At 67.6% G+C, this 16,363-nt stretch carries 11 protein-coding genes; all 11 read right to left on the bottom strand.

The features are described from left to right. Positions 1–13: 13 nt before the first annotated feature. Complete coding sequence (locus tag OXF11_10795; protein ID MCY4487586.1) at positions 14–1,708, bottom strand: AIPR family protein; 1,695 nt, start codon at positions 1,706–1,708, stop codon at positions 14–16. A gap of 15 nt (positions 1,709–1,723) precedes the next feature. Beyond that, positions 1,724–2,659 (bottom strand): GTPase Era, encoded by a 936-nt coding sequence (era, locus tag OXF11_10790; protein MCY4487585.1) that lies wholly within the window; start codon positions 2,657–2,659, stop codon positions 1,724–1,726. A 53-nt stretch (positions 2,660–2,712) separates the two neighbouring features. Then, positions 2,713–7,107 carry a VWA domain-containing protein gene (locus OXF11_10785; protein MCY4487584.1) on the bottom strand — a complete coding sequence of 1,465 codons (4,395 nt, stop codon included), beginning with the start codon at positions 7,105–7,107 and terminating at the stop codon, positions 2,713–2,715. A gap of 4 nt (positions 7,108–7,111) precedes the next feature. After that, positions 7,112–8,005, bottom strand: coding sequence for a DUF58 domain-containing protein (locus tag OXF11_10780; GenBank protein MCY4487583.1), 894 nt, complete (start codon positions 8,003–8,005; stop codon positions 7,112–7,114). Beyond that, positions 8,005–8,976 carry a MoxR family ATPase gene (locus OXF11_10775; GenBank protein MCY4487582.1) on the bottom strand — a complete coding sequence of 324 codons (972 nt, stop codon included), beginning with the start codon at positions 8,974–8,976 and terminating at the stop codon, positions 8,005–8,007. Before OXF11_10775 ends, OXF11_10780 begins: the two co-directional genes overlap by 1 nt. Positions 8,977–9,136: 160 nt before the next feature. After that, on the bottom strand, positions 9,137–10,537 hold the full coding sequence (locus tag OXF11_10770) for a hypothetical protein (GenBank protein ID MCY4487581.1): 1,401 nt from the start codon (positions 10,535–10,537) through the stop codon (positions 9,137–9,139). Continuing rightward, positions 10,534–11,304 carry a hypothetical protein gene (locus OXF11_10765; GenBank protein MCY4487580.1) on the bottom strand — a complete coding sequence of 257 codons (771 nt, stop codon included), beginning with the start codon at positions 11,302–11,304 and terminating at the stop codon, positions 10,534–10,536. The genes OXF11_10770 and OXF11_10765 overlap by 4 nt, the downstream gene beginning before the upstream one ends. Beyond that, entirely contained in the window at positions 11,301–13,163 is a 1,863-nt protein-coding gene (locus OXF11_10760; protein MCY4487579.1) for a hypothetical protein, read from the bottom strand. Before OXF11_10760 ends, OXF11_10765 begins: the two co-directional genes overlap by 4 nt. 40 nt (positions 13,164–13,203) lie before the next feature. After that, on the bottom strand, positions 13,204–13,692 hold the full coding sequence (gene greA, locus OXF11_10755) for a transcription elongation factor GreA (protein ID MCY4487578.1): 489 nt from the start codon (positions 13,690–13,692) through the stop codon (positions 13,204–13,206). A 111-nt stretch (positions 13,693–13,803) separates the two neighbouring features. Next, positions 13,804–14,805, bottom strand: coding sequence for a dipeptide ABC transporter ATP-binding protein (locus OXF11_10750; GenBank protein MCY4487577.1), 1,002 nt, complete (start codon positions 14,803–14,805; stop codon positions 13,804–13,806). A 43-nt stretch (positions 14,806–14,848) separates the two neighbouring features. Further along, positions 14,849–15,811 carry an ABC transporter ATP-binding protein gene (locus OXF11_10745; protein ID MCY4487576.1) on the bottom strand — a complete coding sequence of 321 codons (963 nt, stop codon included), beginning with the start codon at positions 15,809–15,811 and terminating at the stop codon, positions 14,849–14,851. Positions 15,812–16,363: the final 552 nt, after the last annotated feature.

Raw genomic sequence — 16,363 nt, 5'->3', positions numbered from 1 at the left:
TCCTCAACCTTCTTTATGGAACGACGCCCACGCCGCTGTGTCGTTCCAACATCTCGATCAGGTCACCGCGTCTGAAGGTGGCCGACAATTGCTGAAGAGAGACATCCCGCTCTCCGTAGCACTCCCTCAACGCATCCGTCAGCGCTTGGATGGCATACGCGTGGTATTGGGGGCAGTTTTCCTTGAACACTTCAAGCAACGCGGGAAGGTTTCGGTGCGAGACTTGATCAAGCGATGTTTGCTGATCCATCAAGAGCTTACTCCCGATCAACATGGAGATATAGTGCGACGCATAGGGCAAAAAGTCCGCTGGCGTTACGGCCGTCGGGCGTTTTCTTTCGTTCTCCACGCTCCTGAAGATCAAGACTGCAAGCAGGGCTTGGGCCGCATTGAGATGTTCGAAAATGTCGTCGTACAGTTTGCCGAAGTGTTCCGTTCGGCGAAACTTCGCTTGGTGCGGTCGTTTCCGCCAGATGGCGAGTACCGCTTCCGCGACAATCGTGCTGGTGATGACCGATGAACCACCCCCACCCTCATCCCTCTGGCGTTTGTACGTGAATTCCAGACCCAGTTCTTTCATGCCCAACTCCAACTGCTTCTGAGCTTCATCGTTGGACCGCAAATCCCTGAGATCGACCGGGTTCTGGCTGTTGGCCGCATAAGTAATGTCCTGGACGAACTCCTTGCCTGTATCCGGCAACTGGTAAATCCTGATCATCACAAAAGCCGACTCACCGACCCGATCAGACGAGCTATCCCTGAGTGTCTCCTGAATTGTTCTGCATGTCTGGCCGTCGTTGATCACCTGCATGTTCCGGAGCTGAACCTTGTAGTCCGATTTCTGAAAGGCATTGTAGTCGAACTTTTCGCAGACCACCGTGATGCCGTTGTTGTAGAAGTAGAATTTGTCGGATTTGTCTGGATCGCAGAGAGTTGCGTGGATAGCGGCATTGACGCGATTGTGGTGCAGCCCGAGGTAACGCCGGATGTTGCGATCCAGCAACCTGTCACCATACTCGTCGAACAATCGGCCGATCTCCTGAACGGAAACGCGTCCGACCAGGACCCTCATGAAGTTCAGGTCCTCTACGGTCGCCAGTCCGCTGAGCGTCAGAGTGGCGTCCACGTCTTTGCTGGCTTGCAGGATACGGACGACGGAATCGTGATTAAAGTGTACGAAATCTACCTTGTCGCCAAAGTCCTTCCTCGCCTCGTCGATCCAATGGTCGGCCTGAGTTTGCCATTGAGCGCCGTTGTTGCAAAGAAAGAACCGCACACGAGGAATATACCCGTCACGGATCAAGGAGCGAATCTCTTCGATCTTCGGCTCCAATTTGGGATTTAACGTGACTTTCCGATAGGGATCCAGCAAGACCTGGACGGTATCCACGGCTTTTCGGACGTCGTTTTCCGGAAAATTCGCTTCCCCACTCAGATCCTCAATCTTGTACTTGCCCTGGAACACCGTGACCATGAACTCGCCGTCTTCCTCGTCACCGACGTACAGTCCATCCACGCCAGCGTCGTTTCCACCATCCGTGAGGCACTCAAGACTGTCTTCAAGAGTCGTTTCCAGACACGTTGACAGGCACAGAAGCACGAATGCGGCGGACTTCTTTCTGTTCAGGTCGTTTCCCGGCAACTGCTCGGAGTAGTCGTCCACGATGGCGGCCACTCTCTGATCGACAATACTGGCATTGATGTTCATGAATGCTCCCGTCCCCTACAGCCCGAAGGCCGCCAGGCTCCGGGGATCCCGGCTCCATCCGGGCGTGGCTTTGACCGCGAGCTCCAGGTAGACGCGACAGCCGAGCAGCCGCTCCAGGTCCTCCCGGGCGGCGCTGCCGATCTCCTTGAGCGCCGCGCCGCGCTTGCCGATGAGGATCGGCTTGTGGGCTTCCCGTTCGGTGTGGATGGTGGCGGCGATGACTACGAGGGCGCCGTCGTTCTTCTCTTCGAAGCGCTGCACCGAGACCGCCGTTCCGTAGGGTATTTCCTGCCGGGTGCGCAGAAAGACCTTCTCCCGGACGATCTCCGCGGCGATGAAGCGTTCCGTCTGGTCGGTCAGCTCATCCTCCGGAAAATACCGCGGCCCGGCGGGCAGCCGATCGAGGATCCCCTCCACCAGCAGCGGCACGTTCTCTCCGGTGCGCGCGCTGATGGGCACGATCTCCCGCTCCGGCAGCAACTCCGCCAGCCGCGCGATGACCGGAAGCAGCCGCCCCTTGGCCACCACGTCGATCTTGTTCAGCGCGATCATCAGCGGGTGACGGCTGCCGGCCAGGATCCCGGCGATGTCCTCGTCGTCCCCGCGGATGCCGCCCCGGGCATCCACTACCCACACGACCGCCTCCACGTCGCCCAGGGAACGCTTGGCCACGTCCACCATGCGCCGGTTCAGCAGCGAACGGGCGCGGTGGATGCCCGGCGTGTCCAACAACAACATCTGACCCCGCGGCACCGTCTTGATGCCCATGATGCGGTTGCGCGTGGTCTGCGGCCGGGGCGAGACGATGGCGATCTTCTCCCCCAGGAGCTGGTTCAGCAGCGTGGACTTGCCGACGTTGGGACGCCCCAGGATCGCGACGAATCCCGATCGGAAATCCGCCGGCACGGGCGCATCACCGTGCGCCTCTGACATGGCCTCGTTTTCGCCCATCGGGCCATTATGGCACGGGTGGAGGGCAACGCAAGGTGAAGGAAGGGCGGGCGTCACCGTGCCCGGCGCACGTGCAGGAAGGCGCGCAACGCCAGGTCCAGCAGGAAGACGCCCAAGCCGGCGGCGGCCAACGCCCACCAGATGCCCCGCACCGACCCGGCGGCTTCGGGATCGGCGGTGAAGAGCCGCCCGATGTCCTCCGTCAACGTGTCCCGCCGTAGCACCTTGCCGCCGGTCTCCCGGGCCAGGCGCTCCAGCAATTCGTGGTTGGCGTCCATCTCGCGGTACTCCTGCGAGAACGGCACGATGAACGGGACGGTGAAGGCGACGGCGTCCACCGCGGCGGACGCGGGGACAGCGCCGGCGACGAGGGCCGACGCAGCGGAACCCATGGGCAGGCCGGGGACCCCGACAGCGGGATGCTGGACGGTGAGCAGGTTGATGCCCCGGCTGGGGGTGGCGAAGCGGGTCTGGTAGCGGCCCGGCGCCACCTGCCGGAAGGTCTCCTCCTGCAGGGTCTCGTCCGCGCGGGTCAGCAATCCCTGGAGCTTCAGGTGGTTCACGGGCCTTCCCGAGGCCGAGAACATGTCCACCACCGCGCTCATGGACTCGCCCTCGCGCACGAAGTCCGTGCGCAGCCGGTGGTCGGAGACGTTCCTCACCGCCAGCCGGGCCATCTGCGCGGACCATCTGGAGAACGCCGGCCACTGCACCCAGTGGCGCCCCCAGCGGCCCGAGACATCCGAGGTGAAGGCGTACACCTGGCCCAGGCCGTAGCGCCAGGAAACCAGCAGCGGGTCCTCGCCGACACGCAAATGGACTTCCGCGCCGGGCTTCACGTGGGTCAGGACGTAGCCCAGAATTTGCGGCAGGGGCTGCTCCGTCAGCCCGCGCATGGGCCCCGAAACCCCCAGTGCCACCGGCGTCACGACCTTCTCCACCAGCAGGTCCCGCGAGATGAGCAGCGTCTCGGTGGTGAAGATCTGCGGGATCGTGCGCGGGTCCACGGTGGCGTAGCTGCGCCCCTGGCCGCCCTGGGCGAGCCGCGTCATGAGCCGCCGGTCGGCGTCGCCGCCGATGGAGACCGTCGAGACCGTGATGCGGTCCCCGGCCATGCGGGTCACCTGTTCCACCAGGTCCGCCTTTTCGGTGAGCCCGTCGGACAGCACCAGCACGTGCTTGATGGCGGCCTCCTCGGCGGCGAGGGCGCGATGGCCTTCCACCATGGCCTTGAGGAGGTCGGTGCCGCCGTCGGAGGTGAGCGCCGCGACGTCCTCGGCGATGCTCTCGCCGCCCCCGGCCTGGCGGAACGGCACCGCCCACTCCCAGTTGGAGTCGAACGCCAGGATGCCCACCTCGTCGGTGGGGTTGAGAAGCTCGGCCGACGCCATGGTGGCGGCCTTGGCCAGGTCCAACTTGGTGGTGCCGAAGGGGCCGCCGCCCATGCTGCCGGATTTGTCCACCACGAAGAGCAGCGCCACGTGGGGCAGCTCCATGCGCACCGGCGGACGCATCTCCACCGGCAGCGTCTGCTCCAGCGGCGTGCGGTAGTAGCCGCCGGCGCCGTAGCTGCGGGTGCCGCCGAGCACGATGAGCCCGCCGCCGAGATCGCGCACGAAGCGCTCGATGCGCTCCATCTTCACCTGCGAGAGCTGGTAGGCGGGGACGTTGTCCAGCACCAGCAGGTCGAAGCCCGACAGCTCGGGCAGGGTGAGGTTGGCCCGCGCCGGGGTCTTCTCCACCACCTCGTAACCCTGGACCTGGAGCGCCTCGGCCATCAAGCGCCGCGCCGCGTCCGGGCCGTGCAGGTAGAGGATGCGGGAGGGTCCCTTGACGCTGACGATGCCCTGCAGGAGGTTGTTCTCGGCCAGCACGTCCGTGTCGGCCTCCACCATCAGCTCATAGGTGTGGGTGCCGCGCTGATCCACGCTGTCGGTGAAGCTGAGCCAGTTGGCACCAGGGGCCAGCTCCCTGCGCGTGGAGCGGATCACGCGCCCGTCGCGCAGCAGGGAGATGTCCGCGGACGACGCCCCCGCGCTGGTGAGGGCGGCCTTGATCTCGAAGGTCTCGCCGCTGTCCACCACCGAGGGAACGGAGAACTCGGACAGGTAGACCTCGTTCCGGCCCTCCGCCAGGCTCACAGGATACGGCCACACGGCCACCCCGTGGGAACGCAGCATAGGGAGCACCCGTTCCACCGAGCCGCGGTTCTCGTTGGCGTCGGAGATGAGCACGATGCGGCTCTCGCGCCCCTCGCTCAACTCCCCCAGGGCGCCTTGAATGGCCGCCGCCAGGTCGGTGGCGTCGCGTTCGGGCGGGGGCGGCAGCTCGCTCACCGGGAGCTCGTCGGTGGGCAGAAACTCCCACTGGGGGCGCCGCGCGAAGGAGAACAGGCCCAGGCGCACCTTGGGATTCACCAGGCTCTGCGCTTGCTCCAGCACCTCCGCGGCGCGCGCGCGCGCCTCCTCCCCGACGCTGTGGGAGAGGTCCACGGCCATGACCACGTCCAGCTCGGGCTCTTCCGCCAGCATGCGCGGGTTCACCAGGGCCAGCACCAGCACCGCCGCCGCGGGTATCCGCAGCCACAGCGGCAGCAGCGACCGGCGCGTGCGGCAGACCACCACGCACTCCGCCAGGAGCAGCGCCAGGGCCACCACGATCAACACCGGCCAGAGGTCGAAGCGCGTGCCTGGGGCGCTCTCGGCCGCCGGCGGCGCTGCTTCCGCGGGCTCCGCCTGGTACGACGGCCGGATGCGTGACTCCTCCTCGCTGAACAAATTCACGGCGAACTCGCCGTCCCCGCGCGTCCCGCGGAACTGGTAGAAACCCACCTCCTCGGTGTCGCCGTAGGTGCCGATGCGCTCCCGGGTTTGCACGGGGACGGTCTCGCCCGACGGGCTCACGAACACCAGTTGCTCCTCGTCCACGCCCACGTCGGCCACGAACGGCAGGCCCGCGGCCACCTGGCTGGCGGGGAACTCCCGGGACGCGGGCCGGAACCAGGAGAAGGCGTTGCGCACCAGCAACGGGAACGACACCCGGAACGGAAGGTCCGACCGGGTGAGGTCGAAGGCGAAGACCAGCGCCTTGAGGTCGCCCTTCTCCACCGCATGGATCAGCGGACCGCTCTCGGACCCCGCGAGGGTCACGCCGCCTTCCGGCACGAGGGTCAGGGCGTCGCGCACCACCAGCCCGTCGAGGCGCACGCCCGCCGTCAGCGGGTGCGCGGAATCGGCCGAGGCCAGGACCGGGCGCGCGGTCACCCCGGCCACGCGCAGGTCGAGCCCTTCCGGCACCGTGCCCATCAGGATGAAGTTGCCGCGCTCGAGGGGCGGCGCCGGCACCCGGTCGAGCATCACCACGTCGTAGGCCGCCACCTGCTCGGTGACCCGGTCCTCCGGGATGCGGTCGATGCGCGCCAGGGTCACGTGGGGGAAATAGCGCAGCAGCCGTTCCAGGTACGGATTGCCGGGCCCCACGTAGAGCACCCGCGTGGGGCGCTCGTCCGGGAAGGACAGATACGCGCGGTTGTCGGTCTGGAGGTCGTCGTCGATGGCCAGCAGGGCGGTGGCGCGCCCGCGCAGGGGCCCCGGGACACCGTAGATGAGCACCTCGCGGGCGGACGGACCGAGGGACAGCAGCGTGCGCGTGACCACGCGGTCGGCCACGGTGACCACCAGCGGCGCATTCACCGGCCGCTCGGTGAAGTTCTGCACCAGCACCATGGCCTCGTATTCGTCGGCCTCGCCGGGTACCCGGCGGAACTGGAACCCCAGGATGCCGACGTTGTCGGCGCCGCCCTCCACCCGCACCAACTCCAGATAGGATGCCGCCCACGGCAACTCATCGATGCCCTTGAAGGCGGCGTCGGTGAGCACCACCACCCGGTGCGGTCCCTGGCGCTTGAGGAAGGTGTGCGCCAGCAGCACCGCCTCCTTTACCGGCGCCTCCGCGTCGGTGGCGTGGAGCGCCGCGGCGGTCCGCCGCAGCCGCGCGCGGTCCCGCGTGAAGGGCTGCACCACCACGGGTTCGGCCGCCGCCCCGATGATCATCATGCGATCGTTGGAGCCGAGCCCGTCGATGCGCCGGAGCAACTCCTCCCGGGCGGCGTCGAAGCGCACGCCGGACGCGCCGGCGGCCTTCATGCTGGCGCTCTGGTCCATCACCACGACCCAGTCGCGGGCGCCGGTGCCCACGCCCAGGAGCGCGGGCCCCGCCAGCGCGGTGATGACCGCCAGCGCCGCCAGCAACTGCAGGATCAACGGCAGGTTGCGGTGCCAGAGCCAGCCCAGGCGGCGGCCCATGGGGCGTTCCCGCAAGACCTTCTCCAGGAGGAACAACGCGGTCACGGGAACGCGCGGTCCCCTGGGCCGCAGGCTGTTGAGCAGCAGGATGAGGGGTACCGCTCCCAGGAGGATGAAGAAGGCGGTGGGGAAGAGCCAGAGCACGGCGTTATCCGGGCCGTCTGTCCTGGGTCAGGTAACGCAGGACGAAGTCGTCGAAGGGGACGTCGCTGGTGGTGCGGCGGTAGTCCATGGCCTGGCTCTCGCAGAAACGCCGGGTGCCGTCGAAGTACGCCTCCACCTCCCTGTGGAAGCGCTCGGCCAGGTCGCCGTCGAGGAACACCCGCCGTTCCCGGTCGCTCTCCACGTCCACGAGGGACACGTCGCCGTCGGGGTCCAGGCGGTTCTCGCCCTCCCCCAAGACGTGCACCAGAAGGACGTCGTGCCGCTTCCGCGCCAGCTCCTCCAGCCCGGCGCGGCAGCCGGCGACATCCAGCAGGTCGCTGAACAGCACCACCAGCCCGGGCCGCGGATAGAGCCGGGTGAAGGTCTTCATCGACGCCTCCAGGTCGGTGCGGCCCGCGGGAGGCAGTTCCTCCAGGAAGTTGAACAGCGAGAGGATCTGGCCCCGGGTGCGCGCCGGCGGCAACTGCACCCCCACGTCCCCGGCAAAGCCCATGGCCCCCACCCGGTCGTGGGTCTTGAGGCCGATGTAGCCCAGGGCCGCGGCCACGTTCTTGGCGAACTCCAGCTTGGCGGGGTCTCCCTGGGCCATGGAAAGACTGGCGTCCAGCAGGAGATACACGGTGATCTCCTCCTCGGCCGTGAACACCTTGAGCAGCAGCCGCTCCAGGCGCCCGTAGACGTTCCAGTCCACGTAGCGCAGGTCGTCGCCGTGGCTGTACTTGCGGAAGTCCGAGAACTCGAGGCTGTATCCCTTGCGGATGGTCGGGTGCTCGCCCCGGGCCACGCCCCAGCTCAGGCGCTTGGCCACCAGGCGCAGCTTGTCCAGCCGCGCCAGGAAGTCGGGCTCGAGGAAGCGGTGCGCCTCGGCCTCGGCCATCAGGCCTGCACCTCCGGCACCCGCGCCACCACCTCGTCCAGCACCGCTTCCGGCGCGATGCCCGAGGCCTCCGCCGCCAGGTTGAGCAGCAGCCGGTGGCGCAGGCTCGGCATCAGGTCGCGGCGGATGTCCTCGAACGAGACGTTGGGACGCCCGGAGAGCAGCGCGCGCGCCTTGGCCGCCAGGATGACCGCCTGGAGGCCGCGGGGACTGGCGCCGTACTGCACGTACTGGCGCGCCAGCTCGGTGCTGTGCTCGGTCTCGGAATGGGTCGCCATCACCAGGCGCACCGCGTAGTCGCGCACCGCGGCGGCCAGCGGCACCGCCCGCACCGCCGCGCGCATCTCCAGCACGGACTCCGCCGCCAGCACCTTGGCGAGCGCCCCGGAGGCCGCGGCGGTGGTGAGGTCGGCGATGCGCGCCAAGTCGTCGTACGAGGGATAACGGACGATGAGCTTGAAGAAGAAACGGTCCACCTGCGCCTCCGGCAGCGGGTAGGTCCCCTCCATCTCGATGGGGTTCTGGGTGGCCAGGACCATGAACGGGCTGGGGATGGCGTGGAGCGTGCCGCCCGCGGTGACGCTCTGGTCCTGCATCGCCTCCAGCAGCGCCGACTGGGTCTTGGGCGTGGCCCGGTTGATCTCGTCCGCCAGCACGATGTTGGCGAACACCGGACCCGCCTCGAACACGAACACCTTGCGCCCCGAGGCGTCCTCGTTGACCACGTTGGTGCCGGTGATGTCCGCGGGCATGAGGTCGGGGGTGAACTGGATGCGCGAGAAGCTCAGGTCCATGAGTTCCCCCAGCGAGCGCACGATCAGGGTCTTGCCCAGGCCCGGCACCCCCTCCAGCAGACAGTGTCCGCCGCACACCAGCGCGATGAAGATGCCCTCGATGAGCTCCTCGTGGCCCACCACCGCCTTGTGCATCTCGCTCTTGACTTCCTCGAACGCCCGCTGGGCGTCGCGCATGCGGGTGCGCACATCCTCGGTCGTCGTTTCCTCGGTGGTTGCTTCCAGTGTCACGGTTACATCGCTTTCCGGAGCCCGTCGCGGACGCGGCACGGCACGGACTCGGGCGGACGGGATCCGCTTCCACGTCCGTGCCTTGCCGCGGCGCGGGTGCTTCCGACTAAGGTCTCCCGGTCACTCCCAGGGACAGGAAATAGTTCTTGATGGTTTCCTTGAACTCGGCGGGAATCTCGGCGGACGACAGCTCCGCCTCCACCTGCCGTTGATAGCGCACCACCACCGCCTCTTCCGTCACCGTGCTCTCGCCCGGACGCGCCTCACCGCGGAAGCCGAACCCCCGGCTCGGCCCCTGCCCCAGGAGCCCTTGCAGGTGCGTGCGCACCCGCGCCTGGAAGGCGGGGTCGTAGGGTTCCTGCCCGCCCTTGCCGGGCTCGTTGCCCGGTTGCCGCCCGGCCGGCGGCGATTCGTCCATCTCACTCTTGGGACCGCCGGGCCGCGCCGCCTCGGCGAGGGATTCGCCCGGCGCATCCCCCGGCAACAGCTCGGTGAGGAACTGCTGCGTGGACGCCATCTCGCGCCGGTCCTGCTCTTGCCGGGCCTCCCGCTCCACGCGGTCGAGGAACTCGCGAATCTCCTCCTGGCTCATCTCCGAGGAGTTCCCGGGCTGGCGGTCCAGCGACGAGAGTCCCAGGGATTCCAGCATCTCGCCCCGGCTCTTTCCCAGAGGACCGTCCATCTCCCGCGTCCGCGAGCGTTGGAGCTGCTCCCGCAGTTTCTCCAGGGCCGCGTCGGACAGCACCGGCCACTCCAGGCCCGCCTCGGTGGGCCACGAGCGGGTCATGTCCTCCAGCACCTCCACCATGGCCCCCACCGCGGCCTCGATGCCGGTCTTGTCGTCCGCGGGATCGTCGAGCTGCCTTTCGGCCATCTCGCGCAGCGCCTCGGCCATGCGCCGGCTCTCCGCCAGATCCTGCGCGCGCGCCCGCTCCTCCAGCTCCCGGGCGTGTTCCCGCAGCGTCTCGGCCATGCGCGACACGGCCGACACCGCCTCGGGAGCACCTCCCGGCGGCAGCCACAGCCCCGCCCCCGCCAGCACCACCAGGAACGCGCCGGCCCAGGCGTGCCAGGAGCGCCGGCGCGGCAGCAGCGGCGGCACGGCCACCCGTGCCAGCTTCTCGGCCGCTTCCTCCACCACCAGCTCTTCCTCCGGACGGCGGCCTCCTTCCGCCCGCTCGCGGGAACGGGACAGGATGTCCCACGCCGTCAGCACCCGCTCCCTGAGCTCCAGGCGATCGTCCACCCGCTTGAGCGAGCCCAGGAACGCGCGCTCGCGCCACGGGCGCAACAGGAACACCGCCGCGGCCGCCGCGGCGAAGACCGCCGGCGCAAGCCACAACAGGGCGGCGTCCACCGCCATGAGCGCGCGCGCCGCCACCACCGCCGCGGCCGCCAGCGCCGCGTAGAAGAGGCTCTCCCACAACAGGCGCTCGCGCCGCTTGCGCCGCTCCCACCGGCGCAGTTCGGCGAGCTTGTCGCGCAGCAGGGATTCGGGTTCGGTCAATTGTAACCTCTCTGCACTCGCCTGAGCCCCCAGGCCAGGAGCGCCAGCGCCGCCGCGAACACCACGCCCTGGAAGCTCCAGTGAATCAGCGAAGGGGTCCACAACACACCCCAGCGCACCGGCGCGGCCACGATCTCCAGGGTGCCGAGATGATAGAGCAGAAACGCCACCGGGTTCAACGTCTGGGCCCATGCGCCGAAGGCGCCGGAGATCAGGAAGAAGCAGACGAAGATCCAGCGGATGAAGACCCGGCGAGTATCCGCCTTGCGCTCCCAGAAAGCCAGCCCCACGAGGCCCCAGATGCCGTAGCCCACGGCGTAGAGGAACAGCATGGGCACGGTGGAGGCCATGTCCATCAAGGGAGCGCGCGCGACGGCCCCCGACCACACCAGCAGCGGCGCGGCGAGGAGCAGCAGGATCAGCGAATGGACCAGCAGAATGGACAGCAGGCCGCACGCCACCGTGGTGATGCTCAGCCGTTCCTCATCGAGCCAATGGCGCAGCGGCGAGAAGCGCCAGGCCAGGAACTCCAGCCCGGCGAAGCGCAGGGTCAGGTAGACGATGAGCAGCAGCGAGGCCACCGTGGAAAACTTGAACAGGAAGGCGGGGCCGATCCAGAAGCGGGCCTCCCCGGAGGGGAGCACGAGCGCCAGAAGCTGCAGCGCCCCCAGGATGACCAGGTAGAACAGGTACGTGACGTAGGCCTGCCCGTCCACCCAGTACACCGTCACGGCCTCGCGAAACACCGGATTGCTCCAGGGCCTCACAGGTCCTCCTCCTCGGCTCCCACGGGGAGGGCGACGCGAAAGATCTTGAAGTGATGCGCCGAGACCCGCGCGTCGTCCACCTGGAGCGCCGGTTCGTCGCCGCCGATCCAGCCGATCACGAAGGCCGCCTTGGGGTCGTCGGCCTCGCCGTCCGGGAACACCGAGTAGCGCAGCAGGAGCCCCCGCGCTTCGTCGTCGAAACTCACGTCGCGCGGTTGACTCTCGTCCTCCCCTTCGCCTTTCGGCACCGCGGAACCCTCCCGCCGCAGCACGCCGCCGGGCGGCACGTCGCCGAGCTTGTAGCCGCGTCCACCCACCACGAGCCAGCAATCCGTGAACGTGCCGGAGCCGCGGTTGGCGATGCCGATCCGGTAGGTATCCGCGGTGTGCTGCCAGTCGATGCCCACCGGCGAGGGCTCCAGGGAGCGCAGCTTGAACAGCGCCGAGTTCCATTCCGTGAGCGGGACATGGACCCGTCCGTGGGGGCGCCCCTGCCGCAGCACGAGCGACGCCCCCACGTCATCCCGGCTGGGCGACGGCACGAGATCGAACTGGCTCCACCCGTCCCTGAGGCTGAAGGAGAAGTCCTTGTGCCGGGTGGCGAACAGGCCCACGTTGGCATGCACCGGTGCCACGTCGGACCACGGACTGCCGTCCACTACGGTCGACGAGATCAGGATGCCGTCGGGCACGTGGCCGCCCCGATCGAAGTACCAGTAGCCGCCCAACGCCGATGCCGCCACCAATGCCGCGGGCACCAGCGCGAGCCGGTAGCCGGCGGGAGCGCCGTTCTTCCAGTAGCGGAACCACAGCAGCAGCGAGCCGATGTAGAGCGCCAGCGCCAGCAGCAGCGTCAGCACCGGAGAGCGCAGACTGGAAAAGCCGAAGTCCTGGAGCAGGACGGTGAACACCTCCCGATTCCACGCGCTCCACGGGTCCGTACCCCTCGCCGGCGGTTTCCCCAGCACCTCGCCGAAGAGCGCCGGAAGGCCCGTCCAGTCCGACACGGGCGGACGGCCCACGTCCAGCGCCAGGTAGACCACCCGGCCGGCGCCGTGATCCCGCCGCACCAGGATGGGCGTGCCCCGTTCTTCCAGGAGCACCGTGCTGCCGGCACCCACTACCGTATCCTGAACGAGAAGGTCCGCGAGCGTGCCGCCGAACTGCTCGGACAGCTCGGGCAGCGCGTCCACGCGTTTTACCCCGCGGACCGCCACCGGGAGCAGCGGCGCGGTGGCGCGGTCACGGTACAGGGCGAAATGCGCCCCGCCCAACACCGCCAGGGTTCCGCCCGACGAAAGCCACCGTTCCAGCGCGGCGCGCTGACGGCGCGACATGCCGCGCAGGGACTGCTCGTAGAGCACGATGCTCCACACCCCGCCGTAGGCGCGGGCTTCCTCGGGCAGATCGCTCAAAGGCAGGGACACGACGGGAACGGGGGTCTCGTAGGGAAGGGGAATCGCCGGGGCGACGTTGCTCCGGGTCAGCAGCAGCACCAGCGGCTGACCGGTGAAGCGCCCGCGGAGCGTGACGGCGGTCTCGTGACTCTGTCCGCCGCCCGTGAAGCGCAGTACCAGCGGCTGCGCCACCGTGTCCGGGTCGACGGTGACGAACAGGACCTTGCGGGCGTGGGCGGATAGGAAGAGGTCGCGCTGCTGGATGAAGGAGTAGGGTTCCATCCCGCGGGTGGGACCGCCGCGGGCCTCCACCACCTCCAGCACGCCGCGCACCGCCGCGCCGGAGTTCACCAATTCGATGCGCACCGGCAACGGTTCGCCCAGACGAAAAATGCCGCCGAACCCCGGCTCGGCACGAATCGAGACCTGGGCCTGCGCGGGAACGGCGAGGAGCAGCGCCAAGGCCGCGAGGCCGGCGGCACAACTCCCTACAAACGCGAACCTATTCGATGAAGGAGACGTCCAGGACCTCGAAGTTCCGCACGCCCGCGGGCGTGCGCACCTCCACCAGGTCGCCCACGCGCCGTCCGATCAGCGACCGCGCCACCGGAGACCCCAGGGAGATCCTTCCCTCCCTGGGCTCGGACTCGTGCTCGCCCACGATCTGGTAGACGACGTCCTCATCGGTGTCGTCGTCCACCAGCTTGACGGTGGCGCCGAACACGATCTTGTCGCCGGAAAGCTTGGAAATGTCGATCACCTGCGCGCGCACGATCTTGTCCTCAAGTTCGCGGATCTGGACGTCGAGCAGGGACTGGCGGTCCTTGGCGGCGTGATACTCGGCGTTCTCCGACAGGTCGCCGTGGGCGCGGGCCTCCTCGATGTCGCGGACGTTCTTGGGACGTTCAACCGACTTGAGGCGCTGGAGATCCTCCAGCAATTGCTGATGTCCACGCGGCGTCATGGGCACGGAGCCGTTGTCATCTGCCATCTGACTGCACCTCTGAAGAATGTTGTTCTGATAAAGCTTTCTCTGAAAAAGCTCCGGGCGAGCCGAGGAACCTCCGCCCGCCCGTGGATTTCAGCCAACCGTGGCGGAACCTCAGGACACCCGCGGCGGATTCGGCCACGCGCGCTTGCCGGATCCGAAGACGTGACAGGCGGTGCCGTGCCCGCCGTGGGCAAACTCCAGCTCCGGCTCCACCTCGGTGCAGATCTGCTCGCGGAACGGACAGCGCGGGTGAAAGTTGCAGCCCGTAGGCGGATTGACGGGGCTGGGCACGTCGCCCTCCAGCACCATGCGGTCCTTCTTGGGGTTGGGATCCGGCATGGGCACCGCGGACAGCAGCGCGCGCGTGTAGGGATGGCGCGCGTCCTTGTAGATGGCGTCGCTGGGCGCGATCTCCACCACCTTGCCCAGGTACATGATCGCCACCCGATGGCTCACGTGCTCCACCACCCGGAGGTCGTGGGAGATGAAGAAGAACGTGAGGCTCATGCTCTCCTGCAACTCCTGCAGGAGGTTGATGATCTGGGCCTGGATGGACACGTCCAGCGACGACACCGGCTCGTCGGCGACGATGAACTTGGGCGACACCGCCAGGGCCCGGGCGATGCCGATGCGTTGCCGCTGGCCGCCGCTGAACTCGTGCGGATAGCGGTCGTAGTGGTCCTCCCGCAACCCCACCTTGGCGAGCAGCCCCATCACGTGTTCCCTGCGGCCGCTGCCGGTGGCCATCTTGTGGATCTTGAGGCCCTCGCCGATGATCTCGCCCACGCGCATGCGCGGGTTGAGGGAGGCGTAGGGGTCCTGGAAGATGATCTGCATGCGCCGGCGCAGGTCGCGCATCTCCGCGTTGGAGACCCGCATGATGTCCTTGTTCTCGAACAGGATCTCGCCCTCGGTGGGCTCGATCAGGCGCAGGATCGTGCGCCCCAGCGTCGACTTGCCGCAGCCGGACTCTCCCACCACGCCGAGAGTCTCACCGTCCTCCACCGTGAGGCTGACGCCGTCCACGGCCTTGACGTCCCCCTTGCGCCGGGAGAGCAATCCGTCCGCCACCGGGAAGTACTTCTTGAGGTTCCTGATTTCCAGCAAGCTCATGGGATTTCACGTCCTGTCGCGGGCGTTGCGCCGGCCTTCCGGTTCAGTTGGTCCGGTAGCAAGCCACCCACTGGTTGCGCCCTTTCTCCTCGAGCACGGGCTCGTGCTCGGCGCAGATCCCCGACGCCTTGAAGCAGCGGTCGCGGAAGCGGCATCCGCTGGGGAGGTCCAGCGGGCTCGGCACGACCCCGGGAATGGCGTCCAGGCGGCGCTTGCTGGCGCTGCTGGGCAGCGAGTTCAGCAGCCCGATGGTGTACGGATGCTGCGGCTTGCTGAAGATCACCTCGGGCTTGGCGCGCTCGACCATGCGGCCGGCGTACATGATGGCTACCTCGTCGGCCTGCTCCGCCACCACGCCGAGGTCGTGGGTAATCAGCAGCAGCGCCATGCCGAGCTCGTCTTGCAACTCGCCCATCAGGTCCAGGATCTGCGCCTGGATGGTGACGTCCAGCGCGGTGGTGGGCTCGTCGGCGATGAGCAGGCTGGGGTTGCACGACAGCGCCATGGCGATCATCACGCGCTGGCGCATGCCGCCGCTCATCTGGTGCGGGTAGTCGTTGACTCGCGAGGAGGGGTCGGCGATCTTCACCAGCCGTAGCATCTCCACGGCCTTCTCGCGCGCCTCCCGCTTGTTCACCTTCTGGTGCAGGCGGATGGCCTCCATGATCTGGTCGCCGACGGTGAACACCGGGTTCAGCGAGGTCATGGGCTCCTGAAACACCATGGAGATCTCGTTGCCGCGGATCTGCCGCATCTTCTCGTCCGACAGCTTGAGGAGATCGCTCCCGCGGTAAAGGACCTCACCCTCGGCCACTCTACCGGGCGGGGACGGAATCAAGCGCATGATGGAGAGCGCCGTGACGCTCTTGCCACAGCCCGACTCGCCCACGAGCCCCAGCGTCTTGCCCGCCTCGATGGTGAGATTCAGCCCGTCCACCGCCGGGAACTCACCGTCCGTGGTGACGAAGGAAGTGTGGAGATTCTTGATTTCGAGCAGTGTCGCCATATCGCGCAGCCGCCGCCCTCCCCCACCGGCCCAACCGATTCGTAAGCGCGCACTGTACCAAAAAACGGCGGGGGTGCAAACGACTTTGCGGGTCTCCGCGGCTGTCCGTTCTCACACCCCACGCACCCTGGGTGCCCTGAGCGAGACGTCCCCGGCCCGGTGCAGCGGGCGATTTCCTTAATTGCAGCAATCCGTTAGGCCCTACAGGTCTCTCGCCGCAGGCTCCCGCGCCGGGCATCGGTCTCCCGTTCCGATCAGCAGCCAACGGGAGACAGATCCATCTCCGAAAACAACAACATCCGACGCCCGACCATCGCACAGATGAACGACCAGGTATTCGTCAGTGGCACGCCGCACCCCGTGTATCGTTGCTTCAATCATCAAACCGCTGCCTCATGCGGCCATGCCGAGCTGCCGTCGGACTTCGCCGGTGCCGACGAATTGAGACAGCAGGCGGTAGTTCTGCTGTTCGTATCGGACCCTGCCCGCGACAATCGCCGGGTGAATTTCGAGCGCATTGGCCAGATTCATGACGGCCATGGGCGTCGGATG

This window comes from Deltaproteobacteria bacterium (assembly GCA_026712905.1).
In the GTDB taxonomy this organism is placed as follows: Bacteria; Desulfobacterota; Binatia; order UBA9968; family JAJDTQ01; genus JAJDTQ01.
The sequence above is the reverse complement of the archived record's forward strand: the minus strand, read 5'-3'. Positions and strand labels throughout refer to the sequence as shown.

Excerpts from the sequence above, each read along its gene's own strand:
- OXF11_10795 (MCY4487586.1), bottom strand. The coding sequence starts at position 1,708 with ATGAACATCAATGCCAGTATTGTCGATCAGAGAGTGGCCGCCATCGTG.
- era (MCY4487585.1), bottom strand. The coding sequence starts at position 2,659 with ATGGGCGAAAACGAGGCCATGTCAGAGGCGCACGGTGATGCGCCCGTG.
- OXF11_10780 (MCY4487583.1), bottom strand. The coding sequence starts at position 8,005 with ATGGCCGAGGCCGAGGCGCACCGCTTCCTCGAGCCCGACTTCCTGGCG.
- OXF11_10775 (MCY4487582.1), bottom strand. The coding sequence starts at position 8,976 with ATGCGCGACGCCCAGCGGGCGTTCGAGGAAGTCAAGAGCGAGATGCAC.
- greA (MCY4487578.1), bottom strand. The coding sequence starts at position 13,692 with ATGGCAGATGACAACGGCTCCGTGCCCATGACGCCGCGTGGACATCAG.
- OXF11_10750 (MCY4487577.1), bottom strand. The coding sequence starts at position 14,805 with ATGAGCTTGCTGGAAATCAGGAACCTCAAGAAGTACTTCCCGGTGGCG.
- OXF11_10745 (MCY4487576.1), bottom strand. The coding sequence starts at position 15,811 with ATGGCGACACTGCTCGAAATCAAGAATCTCCACACTTCCTTCGTCACC.